Source organism: Roseovarius aquimarinus, assembly GCF_043661195.1.
GTDB lineage: Bacteria > Pseudomonadota > Alphaproteobacteria > Rhodobacterales > Rhodobacteraceae > Roseovarius > Roseovarius aquimarinus.
In genome coordinates this window covers 507,469-525,348 of the sequence record NZ_JBIHMM010000002.1, presented here as the reverse complement: position 1 = coordinate 525,348, position 17,880 = coordinate 507,469, and the positions used below count along the sequence as shown (strand labels likewise).

The 17,880-nt window shown below is 61.8% G+C and carries 16 protein-coding genes and 1 tRNA gene; 6 read left to right on the top strand and 11 right to left on the bottom strand.

Annotation, left to right across the window (positions count from 1 at the left end; translation table 11 throughout):
• Positions 1 to 29: 29 nt before the first annotated feature.
• Both ACGRVM_RS10010 and ACGRVM_RS10005 read left to right on the top strand, forming a co-directional pair.
• A complete protein-coding gene (locus ACGRVM_RS10010; RefSeq protein WP_377170305.1) occupies positions 30 to 863 on the top strand; it encodes a recombinase family protein in 834 nt (277 codons plus the stop codon).
• On the top strand, positions 860 to 2,284 hold the full coding sequence (locus ACGRVM_RS10005) for a hypothetical protein (RefSeq protein ID WP_377170307.1): 1,425 nt from the start codon (positions 860 to 862) through the stop codon (positions 2,282 to 2,284). Before ACGRVM_RS10010 ends, ACGRVM_RS10005 begins: the two co-directional genes overlap by 4 nt.
• Positions 2,285 to 2,503: 219 nt before the next feature.
• Here the strand turns inward: ACGRVM_RS10005 and ACGRVM_RS10000 are convergent, their stop codons facing one another.
• From ACGRVM_RS10000 to ACGRVM_RS09965, 8 genes are all read right to left on the bottom strand, one after another.
• Positions 2,504 to 3,073, bottom strand: a complete 570-nt coding sequence (locus ACGRVM_RS10000) for a hypothetical protein (protein WP_394624048.1) — start codon at positions 3,071 to 3,073, stop codon at positions 2,504 to 2,506.
• Positions 3,063 to 3,416, bottom strand: coding sequence for a hypothetical protein (locus tag ACGRVM_RS09995; protein ID WP_394624047.1), 354 nt, complete (start codon positions 3,414 to 3,416; stop codon positions 3,063 to 3,065). The genes ACGRVM_RS10000 and ACGRVM_RS09995 overlap by 11 nt, the downstream gene beginning before the upstream one ends.
• On the bottom strand, positions 3,416 to 4,456 hold the full coding sequence (locus tag ACGRVM_RS09990) for a hypothetical protein (RefSeq protein WP_377170312.1): 1,041 nt from the start codon (positions 4,454 to 4,456) through the stop codon (positions 3,416 to 3,418). Before ACGRVM_RS09990 ends, ACGRVM_RS09995 begins: the two co-directional genes overlap by 1 nt.
• 284 nt (positions 4,457 to 4,740) lie before the next feature.
• Positions 4,741 to 4,815 (bottom strand) — tRNA-Glu (locus tag ACGRVM_RS09985).
• Between the two features lie 116 nt (positions 4,816 to 4,931).
• Positions 4,932 to 6,674, bottom strand: coding sequence for a single-stranded-DNA-specific exonuclease RecJ (gene recJ, locus ACGRVM_RS09980; RefSeq protein WP_377170315.1), 1,743 nt, complete (start codon positions 6,672 to 6,674; stop codon positions 4,932 to 4,934).
• A gap of 79 nt (positions 6,675 to 6,753) precedes the next feature.
• The gene (glpX, locus tag ACGRVM_RS09975; RefSeq protein ID WP_377170317.1) at positions 6,754 to 7,719 is read right to left on the bottom strand and encodes a class II fructose-bisphosphatase; all 966 of its coding nucleotides are present in this window, start codon (positions 7,717 to 7,719) and stop codon (positions 6,754 to 6,756) included.
• Positions 7,720 to 7,766: 47 nt separating this feature from the next.
• Positions 7,767 to 9,053: a homoserine dehydrogenase gene (locus tag ACGRVM_RS09970; RefSeq protein ID WP_377170319.1), complete on the bottom strand. Its 1,287-nt coding sequence runs from the start codon at positions 9,051 to 9,053 to the stop codon at positions 7,767 to 7,769.
• 113 nt (positions 9,054 to 9,166) lie between these two features.
• Positions 9,167 to 9,466 (bottom strand): hypothetical protein, encoded by a 300-nt coding sequence (locus tag ACGRVM_RS09965; protein WP_377170321.1) that lies wholly within the window; start codon positions 9,464 to 9,466, stop codon positions 9,167 to 9,169.
• Between the two features lie 167 nt (positions 9,467 to 9,633).
• Between ACGRVM_RS09965 and ACGRVM_RS09960 the strand changes: the two genes are divergently transcribed.
• Complete coding sequence (locus ACGRVM_RS09960) at positions 9,634 to 10,578, top strand: NAD(P)-dependent oxidoreductase (protein ID WP_377170323.1); 945 nt, start codon at positions 9,634 to 9,636, stop codon at positions 10,576 to 10,578.
• Between the two features lie 63 nt (positions 10,579 to 10,641).
• Here ACGRVM_RS09960 and ACGRVM_RS09955 read toward each other — a convergent pair whose 3' ends face one another.
• The 3 genes from ACGRVM_RS09955 to ACGRVM_RS09945 are packed head-to-tail and all read right to left on the bottom strand — an operon-like array spanning position 10,642 to position 13,497.
• Positions 10,642 to 11,205 carry a TadE/TadG family type IV pilus assembly protein gene (locus ACGRVM_RS09955; RefSeq protein WP_377170325.1) on the bottom strand — a complete coding sequence of 188 codons (564 nt, stop codon included), beginning with the start codon at positions 11,203 to 11,205 and terminating at the stop codon, positions 10,642 to 10,644.
• A 1-nt stretch (position 11,206) separates the two neighbouring features.
• Positions 11,207 to 11,755 carry a TadE/TadG family type IV pilus assembly protein gene (locus tag ACGRVM_RS09950; protein ID WP_377170327.1) on the bottom strand — a complete coding sequence of 183 codons (549 nt, stop codon included), beginning with the start codon at positions 11,753 to 11,755 and terminating at the stop codon, positions 11,207 to 11,209.
• The gene (locus tag ACGRVM_RS09945) at positions 11,752 to 13,497 is read right to left on the bottom strand and encodes a pilus assembly protein TadG-related protein (protein WP_377170329.1); all 1,746 of its coding nucleotides are present in this window, start codon (positions 13,495 to 13,497) and stop codon (positions 11,752 to 11,754) included. Before ACGRVM_RS09945 ends, ACGRVM_RS09950 begins: the two co-directional genes overlap by 4 nt.
• A 323-nt stretch (positions 13,498 to 13,820) precedes the next feature.
• On the opposite strand from ACGRVM_RS09945, the gene ACGRVM_RS09940 reads away from it, so the two are divergent.
• The 3 genes from ACGRVM_RS09940 to dnaG all read left to right on the top strand — a co-directional run bounded on the left by ACGRVM_RS09940 (position 13,821) and on the right by dnaG (position 17,769).
• On the top strand, positions 13,821 to 15,251 hold the full coding sequence (locus ACGRVM_RS09940; RefSeq protein ID WP_377170331.1) for a Glu/Leu/Phe/Val family dehydrogenase: 1,431 nt from the start codon (positions 13,821 to 13,823) through the stop codon (positions 15,249 to 15,251).
• A 166-nt stretch (positions 15,252 to 15,417) separates the two neighbouring features.
• On the top strand, positions 15,418 to 15,726 hold the full coding sequence (locus tag ACGRVM_RS09935; RefSeq protein WP_377170334.1) for a hypothetical protein: 309 nt from the start codon (positions 15,418 to 15,420) through the stop codon (positions 15,724 to 15,726).
• 75 nt (positions 15,727 to 15,801) lie between these two features.
• Positions 15,802 to 17,769 carry a DNA primase gene (gene dnaG / locus ACGRVM_RS09930; protein ID WP_377170336.1) on the top strand — a complete coding sequence of 656 codons (1,968 nt, stop codon included), beginning with the start codon at positions 15,802 to 15,804 and terminating at the stop codon, positions 17,767 to 17,769.
• Positions 17,770 to 17,880 lie beyond the last annotated feature (111 nt).

The window sequence follows — 17,880 nt, the reverse complement described above, 5'->3', positions numbered from 1 at the left end:
TGCTGCGGCTGTTGTGTCAAATACACGTAATGAAGGTTAGCTCCGCCAAATTGGGTGCAAAATCGATTAATTTGCCCTGCAGCCCTTCAATGGGCGCAACTGGTGATCAGGTCTGTTCACAAGCAAACCAACGTTCACTTGTGAAGGAATCTGTTATGTTCTCAAAAAAATATATTGCTTACTATCGTGTTTCGACGGTCCGGCAAGGCGCGAGCGGTTTGGGCTTGGATGCCCAGCGCAATGCAACGTCGAACTTTATTCAAAACACCGGAGGCGAACTCTTAAACGAGTTTACTGAGGTTGAAAGTGGAAAGGTCAAGAACCGTCCGGAATTGGGTGCTGCTATTGAGGTATGCCGGCAAGTTGGCGCAACTCTTCTCATCGCAAAGCTCGATCGTCTCGCGCGGAACGTCGCTTTTATCGCTAATCTTATTGAAAGCGGCGTCAAATTCACTGCTATCGACATGCCGAACGCAGATCGCTTTATGCTCCACGTGTACGCTGCAATGGGCGAGGAGGAGGGGCGTCGTATCAGTGAGAGAACCAAGGCAGCTTTGGCGTCGGCTAAAGCAAGGGGCGTCAAGCTAGGAGTAAATGGGAAAAACCTAGCCACTGACCATAAACAAAAAGCAGACGATTTCGCACTTCGTTATGGTCCTAAAATTTCCCAACTGCGCTCAGAGCGAAGATTAAGTTTTCGCGCAATTGCAATTGCTCTAAATGACGAGCATTTGGTTCCGAACCGTCACGGTGGAAAATGGCATCAGTCCAGTGTTCACCGCCTCCATACTCGGTTTTTGCGTCTTCAAGCCGATGGAACGCAAGAGAACTCCCATTCGTATAGGCAGGCAACTGCCCCATGAGGATACCAAAACCAATACGCCCGAGCCGATTGCATAGGAAGTTCTGGGATGAGTTGCGTGCCCGAGAAGAGGAGGCGTTAATCGATAAGTGCGATGTGGTGATCGGTGGTTGGAAGTTCAGTGCAGCGCGTCATCAAGTCACAAAACTTGTTCCTCGACTATCTCAGCTAACGGTTTCATGTGGTGAGGGAAGTACCACTCGTCTCTTTGAGAACCGAACTGCAGATGACGGTCGTTACAGCCATACGCTAACTGTACGTGGAACCGGATCAGGAGAAGGAGTCAAACACCCGTACCCAACTTTTCGAGGTTACTTGAAGCTCCGAGAAACTAGTCGAGAGGAGGGGAACAGTTTTGCCAAAAGAGATTGGGAAGGGATACTTTTTTCTTATCTCAATATCAATCGTTCGCTCCAAGCGCAGGAACTTGTTAAGATCGGTTTGGGCGCAGACAAGCGTTGGGCGATTTCCAATCCCTATGCATTGGCTCTTTCAGACAGAGCAAAATCTAAGGTGAAAGAAAGAACTCTTGCGCCGGCAGATAATATCTTGGACCGAACAGCAAAGCGAACTGCATATGTGCTTTCCCGCCCCGCAGAGCAACATTTTAGCGACCAGATCTGGGCGATATTCAGAACTATTTCCAAAGCGCTCCCCATCAATGATAAAGGAGCCGATCCGCGCCGTGAGCCAACAATCACGCTCAAAACGGTCGAAGTCTGTTGGGACTATTTCGATGAACAGCCAATATTGACCGTCTTGGCGATCAAGAGCAGAATTCAGAGCATCTCTCGGCGTATACTGTCGAGGCATCTTCCCGCCGATCGGCTCGAAGAAGGTCTCGAATACGACAGTCCATCAGTAATGATTTATCTAAAGGATGGGGTGGCTGTCCGATTTTATGCCAAAGCTGAAACGACCGTTCGCTTCGAGGTAGTCTATTCCCGTTCTGAAATTATGAAAGCTGCCGACGTTAAGGGCATCCAAAGCATAACCGGCGCGGTTGATAGCATTGGCAAGTTGAAATTGGATGCAGCGAATAGGCTGAATAAGCTGTTCGATTTTGTCCGCGAAAGGTCAGAAGCCAAGAACGACGATGCGACTATGGAGGAGTTGGTTGAAGCAGTTCTTGGTGCGGCTGACACCGCGTGGGACGGCGTATCTCTGCTAACGAGCCTCGCGTATCACCATCGCATATCTCCCTTTCCGCATGATTCAATCTATCCGCAGCTTCGGGCGCTCAAGCGTATTGGAGTACTGCAGAACGAGCCGAATTCGCCACGTGGGCGAAACTACGTTGTGACGCCTCGTTATCGTAAGGCAAGGTCGCAGCTTGTTACTTCATCTTTGATTACTAATTTAGCTTCGATATGTTCAGACAGAAAACGAAAAATCCGGCGAAAGCCAGTTCGAAACTTTTGAGGTAAAAAGTGCACTGCATTGCACTTTACGTTCAGGAGGTAGGGGAGGGCTAGAAGCCGCTTTTGGGCCATTGTGTGGGCAATGAAAGGCGGAAGGTGAGGTGTTATGAGAATAAGGAATATTGGGCATCAGGGTCTTATGCGAGGTTTCGGAAGAACATTCCTGCAATCGATTGCAAGCAACTCAAACGGTACGTTGGACTAGAACTCATTTGCATCGTTAGTTACGTTTCATTTCGTGGAACGCCAAAAAAGCGTTGACGACGAGGCCTAGGCACCAAACCAGTGATACCGTAACGCTTGGTGGGCCACCCCATTCAAAAGTGGCAAAGTCGGTTTTGGCCATGATCACTAGACTTGGTGCAGAAACCAATAATAGACCACTAAAAAACCATGTAGCGATCAATCGACGAAAAAAGAACGCGCGATCAAACATCCGGAATATCATTCGGATAAGAATGGCAACTACCAAAGACGAAATGAGTGCCCACAAAAATTTAAATCGAAACTCCAGCAAGCACACTGCTATACTTACCAGAAAAAAGATTAGAGCCGTTCCTTCTGGACCAAATGCAACGTTCAAATACTTCTGCGCGGCAGGTTCTTGGTTATGGGTTTTCAACATTCCAAATACCAAGTGTTCGAAAGAAATGCGTTGAACCCCGTCTTCGATCGCTTTGGAACGTTCTCGAAGCGCGGAAAATTGCTCTCCTTCCGGCAAACGAACTATCTCGTCAAACGCCTTTTTCGCAGTTTCGTGCGCGATTTCTAAGTCTAGTTCAGTTACCAAGGCGCGCCTCTGCCGTGTAAACGGTTTCGACGTTCCGGAACGGGTCAATCGCGATATAATCGCCGGTTGAGGTATCCAAAATACTTTCAGGCACATCTAGTAGACTGGAGAATTTTGCAACAGGCGATCTATTGCGGGGAGATAAGACACGATAAAACACGTGAACTTCTCCGTCGAGTATTCTTTCTGTCACTGCATTCAGGAGAAGACGATCGCTCGGTGCGTTGACTAAGGATTTCAGACGATTGTACGTGACCTCCTTATAGTATCCAGCCTGCCGCAGTTTTTCAAACTCAGCATCTAGTCGCGACTTCCAGTCTTGCGTTGCCCTATCAGTGGGCATCAATAAATCTCCATGACCTTCAGGATTGCTTGAAGTATTTCATCGTACTCGGTGCGAGTGACGTTGGAAGTGACAATAATTTCATTGTCGAGTTCTGTCAGAATCACATTTATCTTGCGGGTATTGCCAATTTTGTAGCTAACCCTCGCTCGCTCACAGTACGCGTCATATCCAGCGTCTGAAAATTGGTCGATTACACCGGTGGTTACTTCCGAACCGTTAATACCACCGTGATCTGGATCGGAAGACGATTGCATCCTGTCTCCACGGTCGTTCTTTAACTCAGCCTCAAGAAGCTCGAACTGTGGAGGCAAGGCGGGCCGTTTTGTGCTATCTGCAAAAACATCCCTTGCCCGTCCGAGTGAATAGTCACCAACAGTCCCAGTTGGCAAAATTCCATCCAAATAGTTCATCGCGCTTAGCGCTGCGCCGGGGTATGAAATCGCGCCAGAGCGAGTGTGTACCCTCACCTCGACTAAACCACTGCCATGAACCTTTACGACGTCAACAGCACGATACTTGGAGACTTCGGCCATATAAACTTCACGACCTTGATACTCGACTATTTCCGCTGTTTTGCGTCTTTGCAGCGTTCTAGCGATCTTCAGTACGATAGCCTCTTTTTGTTCTCCGTCGCCTACTCGAACCTCAGTGACGGTTGGAACATTAGGGAAGGCTGCGAACACATACTTGCCAGTTACTGGTAGTCCTTTTTCTTTCGCCCAACCATTCAGCCACGTCGGATCGAACATTGACTTGATGTTCTCTAGTTCTTCCGGATTGAACCGATACATCATTACATGCTTGTGACCGTGCTCCTCACTCTCTTTGATTAACTCAACTAGTTCTTCAACTTGAAGAGAGCCGTCACTAATCGCGGGAACGAGCCTGCTTTCGACCATTTTTTCCCAGCTCGAAGCCGAGTGAGGTAGATCTTTCTCTCTCAACAAGCCACGTACAGTTTCAAGTGTTGTCTGGCTTTCTAGTACCTCGAACAGTTCACTGTTTGATATTTCGTCTTTAAGTGACTTATTGAACATTCTTTTTCCCGTTGCGCAGTCTGCTACCCGAAGCCGTTGGTCGTCACTGTTCGGTGCTAAATGTCTCAAAGGTCACATTAAGCGGGAACAATCGCAACCATAAACAACCAAGGTGGGAAGTGCGAAAGATTCGGGTCTTAAGCCACGGAGACGGAACGGATTGGATGATTTGGCTCCGCAACGATGTGACAATATAGCAACCTACGTCCTGATGGTACACATGATGGTATGCAGAGCGCAATCTACATAACGGTCAACTATATCAGTACATTACAGAGGTGGGGTGGCAGCCCGTAGGGGAATCGAACCCCTCTTTCCAGGTTGAAAACCTGGCGTCCTAACCGATAGACGAACGGGCCACGCGCTGCGTGAGGCGGTTCCTAAGGCAAAAGGCCGGGGGTGCGCAAGGGCCTTTTTGCATCGAATCGCGGGGATGGGTGAAATAATTCGGGCCGGGCCGACAGGCGCCGCGACGTCAGGCGCGCGCGGCGTCCTCGAGGCGCAGTTGCGCCGATTGACGCCCCTGCCAGACGTTGAGCTCGAGCCGTCCCGCAAGGTGGAACCGCGCACCGCCATGCCCCTCGAGCGCGGGGCCGAGCGGCCCATCGAAGGCGCCGAAGGCGATGGCGTCGAGCTGCGCGCCCAGCCCGTCGCCGAATCGCATCTTAAGATGGCGCTCGCCGACGCGCTTGGCGAAGGTGATCTGCATATCCGCGAAGACATGGCGCGGGGCGGGGGATCCCGCACCGAAGGGGCCGGCCGCTTCGAGCGTTCCGATCAGCTCGGGCGTCGCCGCGCCGGGCATCAGAAGCCCGTCGAGCACGAGATCCGCCGCGCCCCGCTCGGCGGCGCCCTGGCGCTCCAGAAGCTCCGCGAGACGCGCCATCGCGGGCTCGAGCCGTGCGCGCTCGACGGTGAGGCCCGCGGCCATCTTGTGCCCGCCGCCCTTGAGCAGGAGGCCTTCGGCGGCGAGACGCTGGATCGCGGCGCCCAGATCGACCCCCGAGATCGAGCGGCCCGATCCCTTGCCGATCTCGCCGTCGAAGCCGATCACGATGGCCGGGCGGTGGGCGGCCTCCTTGAGGCGGCTCGCCACGATGCCGACGACACCCGGATGCCAGCCCTCGCTCGCGGCCCAGACGAGCGGTGCATCGAGGCCGCGCGCTTCGGCCTGCGCCATGGCGGCGGCCTGCACCCCGGCCTCGATCTCGCGGCGTTCGGAGTTGAGCTGGTCGAGCCGCTCGGCCATCGCCTGCGCCTCGTGCGGGACATTGCAGGCCAGAAGGCGCGCGCCGAGATCGGCGCGCCCGACGCGGCCCCCGGCATTGACGCGCGGGCCGAGAAGGAAGCCCAGATGGTAGGGGCTGGGTGCGCTGTCCATCCGCGCGACATCGGCGAGCGCGACGAGGCCGGGCCGCTCGCGCCGCGCCATGACGCGCAGGCCTTGCCGCACGAAAGCGCGGTTGACCCCGATCAACGGCGCGACATCGGCCACGGTGGCCAACGCCACCAGATCGAGCATCGCCAAGAGGTCCGGGCCTTTCCGGCCCGCCTCGCGCAATTGCCGACCCGCCTCGACCAGCATGAGAAAGACGACGGCGGCGGCGCAGAGATGCGCAAGATCGCCGCTCTCGTCCTGCCGGTTTGGGTTCACCACAGCCAGTGCATCGGGCAGCGTCTCGCCCCCGAGGTGGTGATCCAGAATGACCACGTCCGCGCCTTTGGCGGCGGCGACCGGCCCATGGCTCAGCGTGCCGCAATCGACGCAGACAATCAGGTCATGCGTGGCGGCGAGCTGCGACATCGCCTCGTCATTCGGCCCGTAGCCCTCGTCGATCCGGTCGGGCACATAGAGCGTCGCCTCGCGCCCCATCTGCCGCAGCCAGTCGATCAGGAGCGCGGCACTGGTCCCGCCATCCACGTCGTAGTCGGCGAAGATCGCGATGCGCTCGCGCGCATCGACGGCGGCGAGAAAGCGCCGCGCGGCCTTTTCCATGTCGAGAAGGCTGCGCGGGTCGGGGAGCAGGTCGCGCAGGGACGGCGCGAGATAGGCCTCGCAGGCCTCGGGCGCGATACCCCGGCGCGCGAGCGCCATCGCCACGGCGGGCGGCAGCCCCGCGCCTTGGGCGATCGCCTCGGCGGCGCGGTCCATGAGCGCGGTGGGGCCGACCCAGCGCCGCCCCGTGAGAGAGGTTTCGATATCCAGAAAGGCGGTCATGCGGCTCCCCCTTTCGCTTTCGCCCGATTGCCCGAGCCCGGCGGGCACGGCTGGGCAGCCTCCGTCAGCGGCGCCCGGCTCACTTCACCGGGTTGCGATAGATCATCCGCCGCACCGAGCCGGTCTTGGAGCGCATCAGCACCGTTTCCGTCTCGACGAAGCCGGGGCGGCGCTTGACGCCCCGGACGAGCGAGCCGTCGGTCACGCCGGTCGCGGCGAAGATCACGTCGCCCGTCACCATGTCGTCGCGCGCATAGATGCGGTCCAGATCGGTGATGCCCGCCTTGGCCGCGCGGCCCCGCTCGTCATCGTTGCGGAAGAGGAGCCGGCCCCAGATCTGGCCGCCCATGCATTTGAGCGCCGACGCCGCCAGAACGCCCTCGGGCGCGCCGCCCGAGCCCATATAAATGTCGACGCCCGTCGCCTCGGCATCGGCGCAATGGATCACGCCCGCCACGTCGCCATCGGTGATGAGAAAGACGGCGGCGCCGGTGCCACGCACCTCGTCGATCATCTCCTGGTGTCGCGGTCGCTCGAGGATGCAGACCGTGATGTCGGATGTCTTGCAGCCGCGCGCCTTGGCCAGCGCCTCGACCCGCTCGCGCGGGGACATGTCCAGCGACACCACGTCCTTGTCATAGCCCGGCCCGATCGCGAGCTTGTCCATATAGACGTCCGGCGCGTGCAGGAGCGTGCCGCGCGGCGCCATCGAGATCACGGTGAGCGCGTTGGGCATGGCCTTGGCGGTCAGCGTCGTGCCTTCCAGCGGATCGAGCGCGATATCGACGCCGGGGCCGTCGCCGCTGCCCACTTCCTCGCCGATATAGAGCATCGGCGCCTCGTCGCGCTCGCCCTCGCCGATCACCACGACGCCCTTGATGGCCAGCTTGTTGAGCTGCTCGCGCATCGCGTTGACGGCCATCTGGTCGGCGGCCTTCTCGTCACCGCGGCCGATCATGTCGGCGCAGGCCAGCGCGGCGGCCTCGGAGACGCGGGCAAGCCCGAGCGACAGCATGCGGTCGTTGAAATCGGCGGTGTCGGTCATGGCAAAGTCCTTCGGATGGGGCAAACGGGGTGGGAGCGGCCCTTGGCCTAGAGGTTTTCGATCCGGAGCGCGATGGGCGCGCCGGTGACGACGCCGAGGCCCGGCATCGCGTCCAGCGCCTGCGCCAGTTCGGCGCGGCCGGTCTTGTGCGTGACGATGAGGACGGGCGCATCGGGGCCGGCGTGATCGTATTGGCGCATGCGGTCGATGGAAATTCCGGCCTCCCCGAGGGCGGTCGCCACCTTCGCGAGCGCACCGGGTTTGTCGGCGAGCGACATGCGCAGGTAATAGGGCGCGGGCGTGCCCGAAGCAGCGGGCCGCGCGGCCGCGAGGCTCGTCGCGGGGCGCCCGAACGTCGGCAGGCGCACGCCGCGCGCGATATCCATCACGTCGCTCATCACCGCGCTCGCGGTCGGGCCCATGCCGGCGCCGGGGCCGCGCAGCACCACCTGCTCGACACTGTCGCCTTCGAGCACGACCATGTTCGTGCCGCCTTCGAGCGTGCCGAGCGGGCTGTTCGACGGCACGAGGCAGGGCGTCATGCGCTGCTCGAGCCCGCGGCCCGTCATCTGCGCGACGCCCAGAAGCTTGATGCGATAGCCCATGTCGGCGGCGTGGTTGATATCCTCGATGGTGATCGAGCCGATACCCTCCATCTCGACGCCGCCGAAATCGACCTGCGTGCCGAAGGCGATGGCCGCGAGAATGGCCAGCTTGTGCGCCGCGTCGATGCCGCCCACGTCGAGCTGGGGATCGGCTTCGAGATATCCGAGATCTGACGCTTCTTGAAAGACCTCGGCATAGGGCAGCCCGGCCGATTGCATCCGCGTCAGGATGTAGTTGCAGGTGCCGTTCATCACGCCCATCACGCGGGTCATGTCGTTGCCGGCAAGCCCTTCGGTCAATGCCTTGACCACGGGGATGCCGCCCGCGACGGCGGCCTCGAAACGGATGACGCGGCCCGCCTCCTCGGCGGCCAGCGCCAGCGCGTGACCGTGATGCGCGAGCAGCGCCTTGTTCGCGGTCACGACGTCTTTGCCCGCCGCGATGGCCGCTTCGACCGCGTCCTTGGCCGGACCCTCGTCGCCGCCCACCAGCTCGACGAAGACGTCCACGTCATCGCGCCGCGCCAGAGCGACGGGATCATTCTCCCAGGCGTAATCGGCGAGGCTCACCCCCCGGTCCTTGCCCTTCGAGCGGGCCGAGACGGCGCTGATCGTGATGGGGCGGCCTGCGCGCGCCTCGAGCAGCTTGGCCTTCTGGCGGATGATGCGCACGACGCCGGTGCCGACAGTGCCCAATCCGGCGATACCGAGGCGCAGGGGGTCTGTCATGGCGTGTCTCCGAAAAATGAAGTGGTGATCGGTCCAAAAAGGCTATGCCGCGATCTACAGGCAAAGGGGCAGGCGTGCAACGCGGGTTTTACCCGCGTGGCACGCGGGCGGGGTCACTCGGTGACGCCGCGCGCCATGCGGCGCCGGGTGCCGGGATCGACGATATCTCCGCGCAGCCGGTCGGCGCGTGCCTCTAGTGCGGCGATGCGCGCCTCGATCGTGCCGACCGTGTCGGGCGTGATGCGGCTCTGGCCCCGCTGCGTGTCGAGACCCGAGAGGGGCACGAGATCGGGATAGGGCTGGGCAAGCGCGGCGTCGGACGCGGCATCGCGCAGATCGGGGAACGGGGTGCAGCCGGCCATGAGCAGGGCACCGAAGAACGCCCCGGGCAGCGCCATGCGTAGGGCGGCCATCTTGCTTTCGTCACGTCTCGATTTCATCCGCGCATCCCCGTGCCTCGCCCTTTCATGCCATTCTTTGCCGCAACTGGGCAAGCGGCGGCGGCGCGCAGTCGCTTTCGGCCGCGACGGGGCGCCCCCGCCGGGGCAGTCTCACCTGAAAATTCAACGGGAGAGATAACTTGAGAATCGGATTCATCGGCCTCGGCAATGTCGGGGGAAAGCTTGCGGGCAGCCTGTTGCGCAACGGGATCGACCTTGTGGTGCATGATCTGAGCCCGGCGCTCGTCGCGGGGTTCGTGGAGCGCGGCGCGGCGGCGGGCGAGAGCCCCGCGCAGATGATGCAGACATGCGATGCGGTCATTACCTGCCTGCCCAGCCCCGCGGCGAGCGATGCGGTGGTGCGGCAGATGCTGCCCGTGGCCGGACCGGGCAAGATCTGGATGGAGATGTCGACCACGGATGCGGCCGAGATCGCGCGGCTCGGGGCCGAGATGATCGCCACGGGCGCGGCGGCGGTGGATTGCCCCGTCTCGGGCGGGTGCCATCGCGCCGACACCGGCAATATCAGCATCTATGCGGGCTGCGATCGCCCCACCTTCGAGCGCATCCTGCCGCTTCTGACCATCATGGGGCGGCGGGTGCTGCACACGGGCGATCTGGGCAGCGCATCGGTTCTGAAGGTCATGACCAATTATCTGGCGACGGCCAATCTTCTGACGCTCTGCGAAGCGCTGACCGTGATGAAGGCGGCCGGCATGGACCTCGCCACCACCTACGAGGCGATCGCGATCTCTTCGGGAACGTCCTTCGTGCACGAGACCGAAAGCCAGCTCATCCTCTCGGGCTCGCGCGACGTGAATTTCACGATGGATCTCGTGCAGAAGGATATCGGGCTTTTCCAGAAGCTGGCTGATCTGCACGAGGTACCGCTCGAGATATCGCCGCTGATGATCGAGATCATGCGCGACGGGCAGCGCCGCTATGGCGAGCGGGCGCAGTCGGACCGCATCATCGAGCGTCTGGAGGAGGCGACGGGCCTCAGCGTCACCGCGCCGGGCTTTCCGACCGAACTCATCGACACCGAGCCGGAAGAGCGCGGCGCCGAGGTGCGCCCGCGCCGCTGAACCGACAGAAAAAGGGCGCCGGGAGAACCCCGGCGCCCGATATCGTCGGACCTTGTATGGCCGTCAGCTGTTCGACCAGTTGATCTGCGGCGCGAAACGCGGGATCGTCGTCACGCGGGTCGCGACCTGCATCCCGTCGGTGAAGCCCACATCGAAGCGCGCGGGATAATCCGAGAGGCTCTCGACGACGACCAGCTCCTCGCCATCGCGCATCGCGGGCAGGGTGGCATGGGCGTCCTTCACATCAGCCGTCGTCAGCTTGGACAGCTTTGTCGGACCGCGCACCTCGCTCCATTTCACCGAATACTCGTCCTCGTCCTCGTCGTACTTGATGATGGTCACGCGCAGCGCGTCGTTCCCGTTATCGTTGGTGATCGTGTCGAAGACCGTCTTGGCGTTGTTGATGTAGGTCGCGTTGATCGGCAGCATCTCGCGCGAGACCATGTCGGCGATGGTATAGGCCGCCTTGTCGCGCGTGCTCTTGTAGCGGTGGACCTCGAAGAACTCGTAGGTCATGCCCACGCCCCAGATCAGCAGGGGCAGGGTGATGATCGCTTCGACCGTCACCGAGCCGCGTTCCTGCCGCCGAAAGCGGTTCAGCCAGGTCTTGATGCGTATACAGGCCATCTTACAAGGGCTCCTGAACGAAGGCGGACATGGTCACGATGGCGACCTGCCCACTGTTGTCCCGGCTGAGCGTGCGGGCGAGGTGCCAGGTCGGGAAGATCGGATCGAACTTCAGGCAGGCGCGCAGGAACATCAGCTGGTTCTGCTGGCCGGGCGTGAATTTCAGCACCGGAGCGCCTTCCTCTTCCTTGTCGGTGCACAAGACCTCGCCGCCGAGCGTGGTGAGGTTGCGCATGTCCGAGGGCACCATCTCGAGGCGCAGCGATTCCTCGCACTCGACGATGATGAGCGCCTCGTCGCAAATCCGTTTCTTGATCGCGTCATGCGTCGGGGACGTGCCGGTTCCGAGGCGGATGTCGCGCACCGTAATGTCCAGCCCGCGCTCCAGCATCGTCTGGCGCAGCGTGATGAAGCTCAGCTCGAGCGACATGATCAGCAGCGCCATGTAGATCGGCAGGATGATCATGAACTCGACCGTCGCGGTGCCGCCATCCTCGCGCCGCCGCAGAAGGGCGGCGCGACGGCGCAGACGGGTGATGAGATGCATCATTGCGTGAGCCTCAGGTTGACCACGTTCGACGCGATCGAGCTGAACGCATCCGTGATGTTGATACCCTTCGCCTTGTAGTAATGCGCCTCGCTGGTCGCGCATTTCTTGAGCTGGGTCTCGGCGGTGCCGCCTGCGGGAACCTCGAAGCCGATCGTGTAGACCACGACGCCCTTCGATTTGATGGCCGTGCAGATGTCGTCCATCTGATCGTCCTTCTCCCCGCCCTGGACGCGGTTCGTGCTGCTCTCGAACTCGTCTTCGGCATCGTCGTAGCCGATCTCGTCGTTGACGTAGTCCGGGCTCATCATGCCCCACGCCTCTTCCCAGGACAGCTGCTCGTGAGACTTGAAGCCTTCCGAGGTTTGCAGCGCGGCGAATTGCGATGCCGTCAGCCACTCGTTGTTGGACAGGTTCTTGTACCGGCCGTCATCGGGATCGTTGAGGAAATACGACGAGAAGCTGATCGGCTTGTAGACGCATTTCCACCACCAGTTGGCGCAGTCGCTTTCGCGGTTCGTGCGGTAGCTGGAGTTGTAGACGAAATAGCCGTAGTCGAAGACCATCTCTTCCCATTCGACGAAATGCAGGATCGAGTTCGGGCCGCGGAAGGAGCTGTCTTCGGGGAACTGGTTCGAATAGGTGTTCTGGCCGTCGGACATAAGGACGATGACCTTAAGCGTTTCGGCCTCGTTGAATGCGGCGGGAACCTCGCCGACCAGATCGTCGACCAGCGGAACGTTGTCGATCTTGATCGCGTTCAGATCTTCCTTCACGTCCTCGAATTTCGGGTCGAGCAGGGCCGAGCCCCACTTCATCCCGATATTGGCGGACGTGTTGCCGTTCGCCACCAGAGAGTCGATCTTGCTGTGGAGCGCCGTCTCGTTGATCGAATAGGCCAGGATCTCGGCGTTGGGCTCGTTATAGCAGGTGCGGTCGCCCGCATCCAACCTGTCGAAACCGTCATGCTCCTCGGACGTGTAGATCAGTTGGAGCTGCTCGATCTCGGGGTCGATCGCCGTGCTGTTGAAATCGTCGTCGCTGAACTGAAGGCAGGTCGAGTAATCGTGGCGCACATCGACGTCGAGCGAATTCATGATATTCCAGCCCGGCGACACATCCCAGCTAAACGGCACGACCGAAATCACCGAGTCGCCCTTGGACGTGCTGTTGAGGATGGTGGTCACGAATTTCTTGCCGGCTTTCTTGAGGTTCGTGATGCGCGAGTTGCGCATCGAGCCCGACACGTCGAGCACCATCGCCACTTCCAGCTTTGGCACGCGGCGCTCCGCGCTCGAGGCGGTGGCGGCGGACATCGTCTTGATGCCCAGAAGGCGCATCAGGTGGGTGTCCATCTCCATGCGCGCGCTCGCCGTGACCCGGCTCGTGTTGAGCGTCTGCGCGACGTCGTCGTCGCCGCCCTCGCCGTCATCGTCGATATCGTCGAGATAATTGCTCATCTGCGCCTTGGCGAAGTAATCCTCGACGATCGCTTTCGGCTTGGTGCCGAAGGGCGCGCCGGCGGCGGCCAGCACGGCGGTGTCGAGCGTGTTCTGAAGGCGCGTGCGCTCCATCTCGTGGCGCATCACGTCGACGGCGATGCCGCCCGCCAGAAGCATCATGACGAGGATGAAGAGCGTGAATGCCACGACGGCGCCATCTTCCTCGCGCTTCATGCTGCGCAGATGCTGGTGCAAGGACATCACTGCCTTGATCGTCTCGATCCGGGAACCTTTACGTGTCACTTTGTTACCTCGCGATGCCATTGAACGGCGGTGTCGACTCGGAATGCGTCGCGAGTTTTATCGCGCCGCACTGTGGCCGAAATAGGGCCAAAATCCTCAAAAATAGGACAAAATTCGATCAATTGCGCGACAATGATTTCCCTGTCGCAGAGTTGTTTCCGATCTTGCGCATTATCGGTTGCGGACGTATCCGGCAGGCCCGCGCCTCGGGACAGTCGGCTGGACAAAACAGACACATGCTTTAACGATGCGTTGGGTAATTTCGATTTATTGAGGTCCGGCGGGCGCCCAAGGCGCGCGCGCCGCACCCTGGGAGGACAGCGATGACAGCTGCGAAAGAGCCGAGTTTCCGCGAGTCAGTGGACCTGATGTTCAACCGTGCGGTTGCGCTGATGGATCTGCCGCCCGGTCTCGAGGAGAAGATCCGCGTCTGCAACGCCACCTACACCGTGCGCTTCGGTGTCCGCCTGCGCGGCCAGATCCACACATTCACCGGCTATCGCAGCGTCCATTCGGAGCATATGGAGCCGGTCAAGGGCGGCATCCGCTTCGCGATGAGCGTCAATCAGGATGAGGTCGAGGCGCTCGCGGCGCTCATGACCTACAAATGCGCGCTGGTCGAAGCGCCGTTCGGCGGCTCGAAGGGCGGTCTGCGGATCGACCCGCGCGAATGGGATGAAACCGAGCTCGAGCGCATCACGCGCCGTTTCGCCTATGAGCTCATCAAACGCGATCTCATCAACCCGAGCCAGAACGTGCCCGCCCCCGACATGGGCACGGGCGAGCGCGAGATGGCGTGGATCGCGGACCAGTATCACCGCATGCACACCACGGACATCAACAGCCGCGCCTGCGTCACCGGCAAGCCGATCAACGCGGGCGGCATCCAGGGCCGGACCGAGGCGACGGGCCGCGGCGTGCAATACGCGCTTCAGGAATTCTTCCGTCACCCGGAGGACATCAAGGCCGCCAACCTGGAAGGCAAGCTCGACGGCAAGACCGTCGTGGTCCAGGGCCTCGGAAACGTGGGTTATCACGCGGCCAAGTTCCTTTCGGAAGAGGACGGCTGCGTCATCACCGCCATCATCGAGCGCGACGGCGCGCTCATCAACGACAAGGGCCTGAGCGTGCAGGAGGTCCATAACTGGATCGGCAAGCATGGCGGCGTGAAAGGCTTTCCGGATGCCGAATACGTGGCCGAAGGCGCCAAGGTGCTGGAGAAGGCGTGCGATATCCTGATCCCCGCCGCGATGGAGGGCGTCATCAACATCTCGAACGCCGCCGACATCTCGGCCAAGCTCATCATCGAGGCCGCGAACGGCCCGGTGACTGCCGGCGCGGACCAGATCCTGCGCGAGAAGGGCTGCATCATCGTGCCCGACATGTATGCCAACGCGGGCGGTGTGACGGTCTCCTACTTCGAATGGGTCAAGAACCTCAGCCATATCCGTTTCGGGCGGATGGGCCGCCGGCAGGAGGAGTCGCGCCACCAGCTCGTCGTCGACGAGCTCGAGCGGCTCAGCAACGACAAGCAGCTCGGCTGGACGCTCAGCCCCGATTTCAAGCAGCGCTACCTGCGCGGCGCGGGCGAGCTCGAGCTGGTGCGCTCGGGCCTCGACGACACGATGCGCGCGGCCTACCAGTCGATGCGCGAGGTCTGGCACGGGCGCGAAGACGTGAGCGATCTGCGCACCGCCGCCTATCTCGTCTCGATCGGCAAGGTCGCGGCGAGCTATCGCGCGCTCGGCCTCTGATAGTGGCACCGCGCCTGCGCGGGTGGCGTGAACTGCCCGCGCAGGCGCACCCGTCTGCCGGCGTGATCCAGCCGATCGCAACCGGCCTCGCCCCGGCGGCGTTGCCATGCGCCTGATGCCCCGACATGGTCGGGCCGAACCAGACAACCGAAAGGATCAGACCATCATGCTTCGCCTCGCCGCTCTCGCCCTGCCGCTCGCCCTCGCCGTTCCCGCCGCCGCCCAGACGAACGATGCGGACAAGGCCGCGGGCTGCGCCGCCACCGCGGAAATCGTCTCGGACGCGGTGGAGCTGCGCGCCGGCGGATCGCAAAGGGACGCGGCCGCCCAAGCGATCGCGGCGGGCGACACCGATGCGAAATACGCCGAGGCGATCGGCCCGCTCGTCGATTGGGTCTATACCCTGCCCGAAGAGCAGCTGACCGACGAGGCCGCGAGCGCCTTCACCGACGCCTGCCTCGCGCAGATGGGCTGACCCCTGCCGCGCTTTGCCGCGATGTGACGCGCGCGCCATCTTGGCGCGGGCGCCGCCATGGTCCATATTGGCGCAATGGCTCTACCCCCTGGCTTTCTCGATGAATTGCGGACCCGGACCTCGCTGACGCAGGTCGTCGGGCGCAAGGTCATGTGGGACATGCGCAAATCCAACCAGGGCAAGGGCGACATGTGGGCGCCGTGCCCGTTCCATCACGAAAAGACGGCGAGTTTCCACGTCGATGACCGCAAGGGGTATTATTACTGCTTCGGCTGTCACGCCAAGGGCGACGCCATCAGCTTCGTGCGCGAGACCGAAAACGTCGAGTTCATGGAGGCGATCCGCATCCTCGCCGCCGAGGCGGGCATGCAGATCCCCGAGCGCGATCCGCAAGCGCAGGCCAAGGCCGACCGTCGCACGCAGCTCGCCGAGGTGATGGATGCGGCGCAGCAGTATTTCCGCCTCATGCTGAAACGGGCCGACGGCGCCGAGGCGCGCGCCTATCTCGAGCGCCGCGGCCTCGACGAGGCGACGCAGGAGCGCTTCGGCATCGGCTTCGCGCCCCAGGCGTGGCAGGGGCTTTGGGATCATCTGACGGGCAAGGGCGTCGCGGCGGAGCTCATCCTCGGCTGCGGACTCGCGCGGCCCTCGCAGAAGGGCGGCACGCCCTATGACGTCTTTCGCGGGCGCGTCATGTTTCCGATCCACGACGCGCGTGGGCGTGTGATCGCCTTCGGCGGGCGGGCGATGGATCCCAACGACAACGCCAAATATCTCAACTCGCCCGAGACCGAGCTCTTCGACAAATCGCTCACGCTTTATAATTACGGCCCCGCACGCGAGGCGGCGGGCAAGGGCCAGCCGCTGATCGTGGCCGAAGGCTACATGGACGTGATCGCGCTGGCGCAGGCGGGCTTCGGCGGGGCGGTCGCGCCGCTCGGCACGGCGGTGACCGAGGCGCAACTGGCGCTGATGTGGCGCGCGGCGGACGAGCCGATCATGGCGCTCGACGGGGATCGCGCGGGGCTTGCCGCCGCGCGGCGCGTGATCGATCTGGCGCTGCCGCTGCTCGAGGCGGGCAAGAGCCTGCGATTCGCGCTGATGCCCGAGGGGCAGGATCCGGACGATATCCTACGCGCGCAGGGCGCGGGGGCGGTTCAGGCCATTCTCGACGCGGCGCAGCCGATGGTCCGCCTGCTCTGGCAACGCGAGACGGAAGGGCGCGAGTTCGACAGCCCCGAGCGGCGCGCCGCGCTCGACAAGTCGCTGCGCGCCGCCATCGGCCTCATTCGCGATCCCTCGATCCGCAGTCATTACGGGCAGGCCATCAAGGATCTGCGCTGGGAGCTCTTTTCGCCCAGGTCCGGCGGCGCGCCCCGGCAGGGCGGCGCGCGCGGCAGTCAGGGCAAGGGGCGCTGGGCCAAGCCCGATCTGTCGGCGCGCGCCAGCACCAAATCCTCGCCGCTCGCCCGCTCGGACGCGCGCCAGCACGACCACCTGCGCGAGGCCGTGATCCTCGCGTCCTTCATCGCGACGCCCGCGGTGGCCGAGGAGTTCGAGACGGCGCTCGAGAGACTCGACTGTTTCGACGCGCAACACGCGCAGCTGCGCGATCTGATCGTGGCCCATGCCGGGGACGGGGCCGAGGCGCTGCAAGGCGCGATCACCGAGGCGATGGGGGCCGATGCCCTTGAAAAGCTGATGGGGCTGCCCCATGTCGCATTGGCACCGCCGGTCAGAAATCCGGGCAACATGGCTCTGGCGCAGATGACCGTGGCCGAGGAGCTGGCCAAGATCGCGGCGACGCGCGGCCTTCAGGCCGAGATCGTGGATGCCGCCGAAGACATGATGGGCGTGGCGGACGAGGCGGTGACATGGCGCCTCGGGCAGGCCGCCGAGGCCCGCAACCGCGCCGTTCGAAGCGAGCATGAGGATCGCGCCGAGTACGATGTCGCCGAAAACGGCGCCCGCCTGAACCGGGGCGAGCGCGAAGAATTTGACGCACTTCTGGACAGGATTACGTTCTCGAAACCGCGCCGATGAATGGATTTTGGTGAGGTTCGGGTAAGAAGAACAAGGTAAACAGGTTGCGAATCACTTCTGCGCAGGGATGATTCGCGGCACAGTGGGTGCAGTGCGAATCATGCGCCCGCC

Bases quoted from the DNA above. Each gene is read 5' to 3' on its own strand.
- ACGRVM_RS10010 (WP_377170305.1), top strand. From the start codon at position 30: ATGAAGGTTAGCTCCGCCAAATTGGGTGCAAAATCGATTAATTTGCCC.
- ACGRVM_RS09935 (WP_377170334.1), top strand. From the start codon at position 15,418: ATGCTTCGCCTCGCCGCTCTCGCCCTGCCGCTCGCCCTCGCCGTTCCC.
- ACGRVM_RS09990 (WP_377170312.1), bottom strand. From the start codon at position 4,456: ATGTTCAATAAGTCACTTAAAGACGAAATATCAAACAGTGAACTGTTC.
- ACGRVM_RS09965 (WP_377170321.1), bottom strand. From the start codon at position 9,466: ATGGCCGCCCTACGCATGGCGCTGCCCGGGGCGTTCTTCGGTGCCCTG.
- ACGRVM_RS09950 (WP_377170327.1), bottom strand. From the start codon at position 11,755: ATGATGCATCTCATCACCCGTCTGCGCCGTCGCGCCGCCCTTCTGCGG.
- ACGRVM_RS09955 (WP_377170325.1), bottom strand. From the start codon at position 11,205: ATGGCCTGTATACGCATCAAGACCTGGCTGAACCGCTTTCGGCGGCAG.
- recJ (WP_377170315.1), bottom strand. From the start codon at position 6,674: ATGACCGCCTTTCTGGATATCGAAACCTCTCTCACGGGGCGGCGCTGG.
- ACGRVM_RS09940 (WP_377170331.1), top strand. From the start codon at position 13,821: ATGACAGCTGCGAAAGAGCCGAGTTTCCGCGAGTCAGTGGACCTGATG.
- dnaG (WP_377170336.1), top strand. From the start codon at position 15,802: ATGGCTCTACCCCCTGGCTTTCTCGATGAATTGCGGACCCGGACCTCG.
- ACGRVM_RS10005 (WP_377170307.1), top strand. From the start codon at position 860: ATGAGGATACCAAAACCAATACGCCCGAGCCGATTGCATAGGAAGTTC.
- ACGRVM_RS09995 (WP_394624047.1), bottom strand. From the start codon at position 3,416: ATGCCCACTGATAGGGCAACGCAAGACTGGAAGTCGCGACTAGATGCT.
- ACGRVM_RS09970 (WP_377170319.1), bottom strand. From the start codon at position 9,053: ATGACAGACCCCCTGCGCCTCGGTATCGCCGGATTGGGCACTGTCGGC.
- glpX (WP_377170317.1), bottom strand. From the start codon at position 7,719: ATGACCGACACCGCCGATTTCAACGACCGCATGCTGTCGCTCGGGCTT.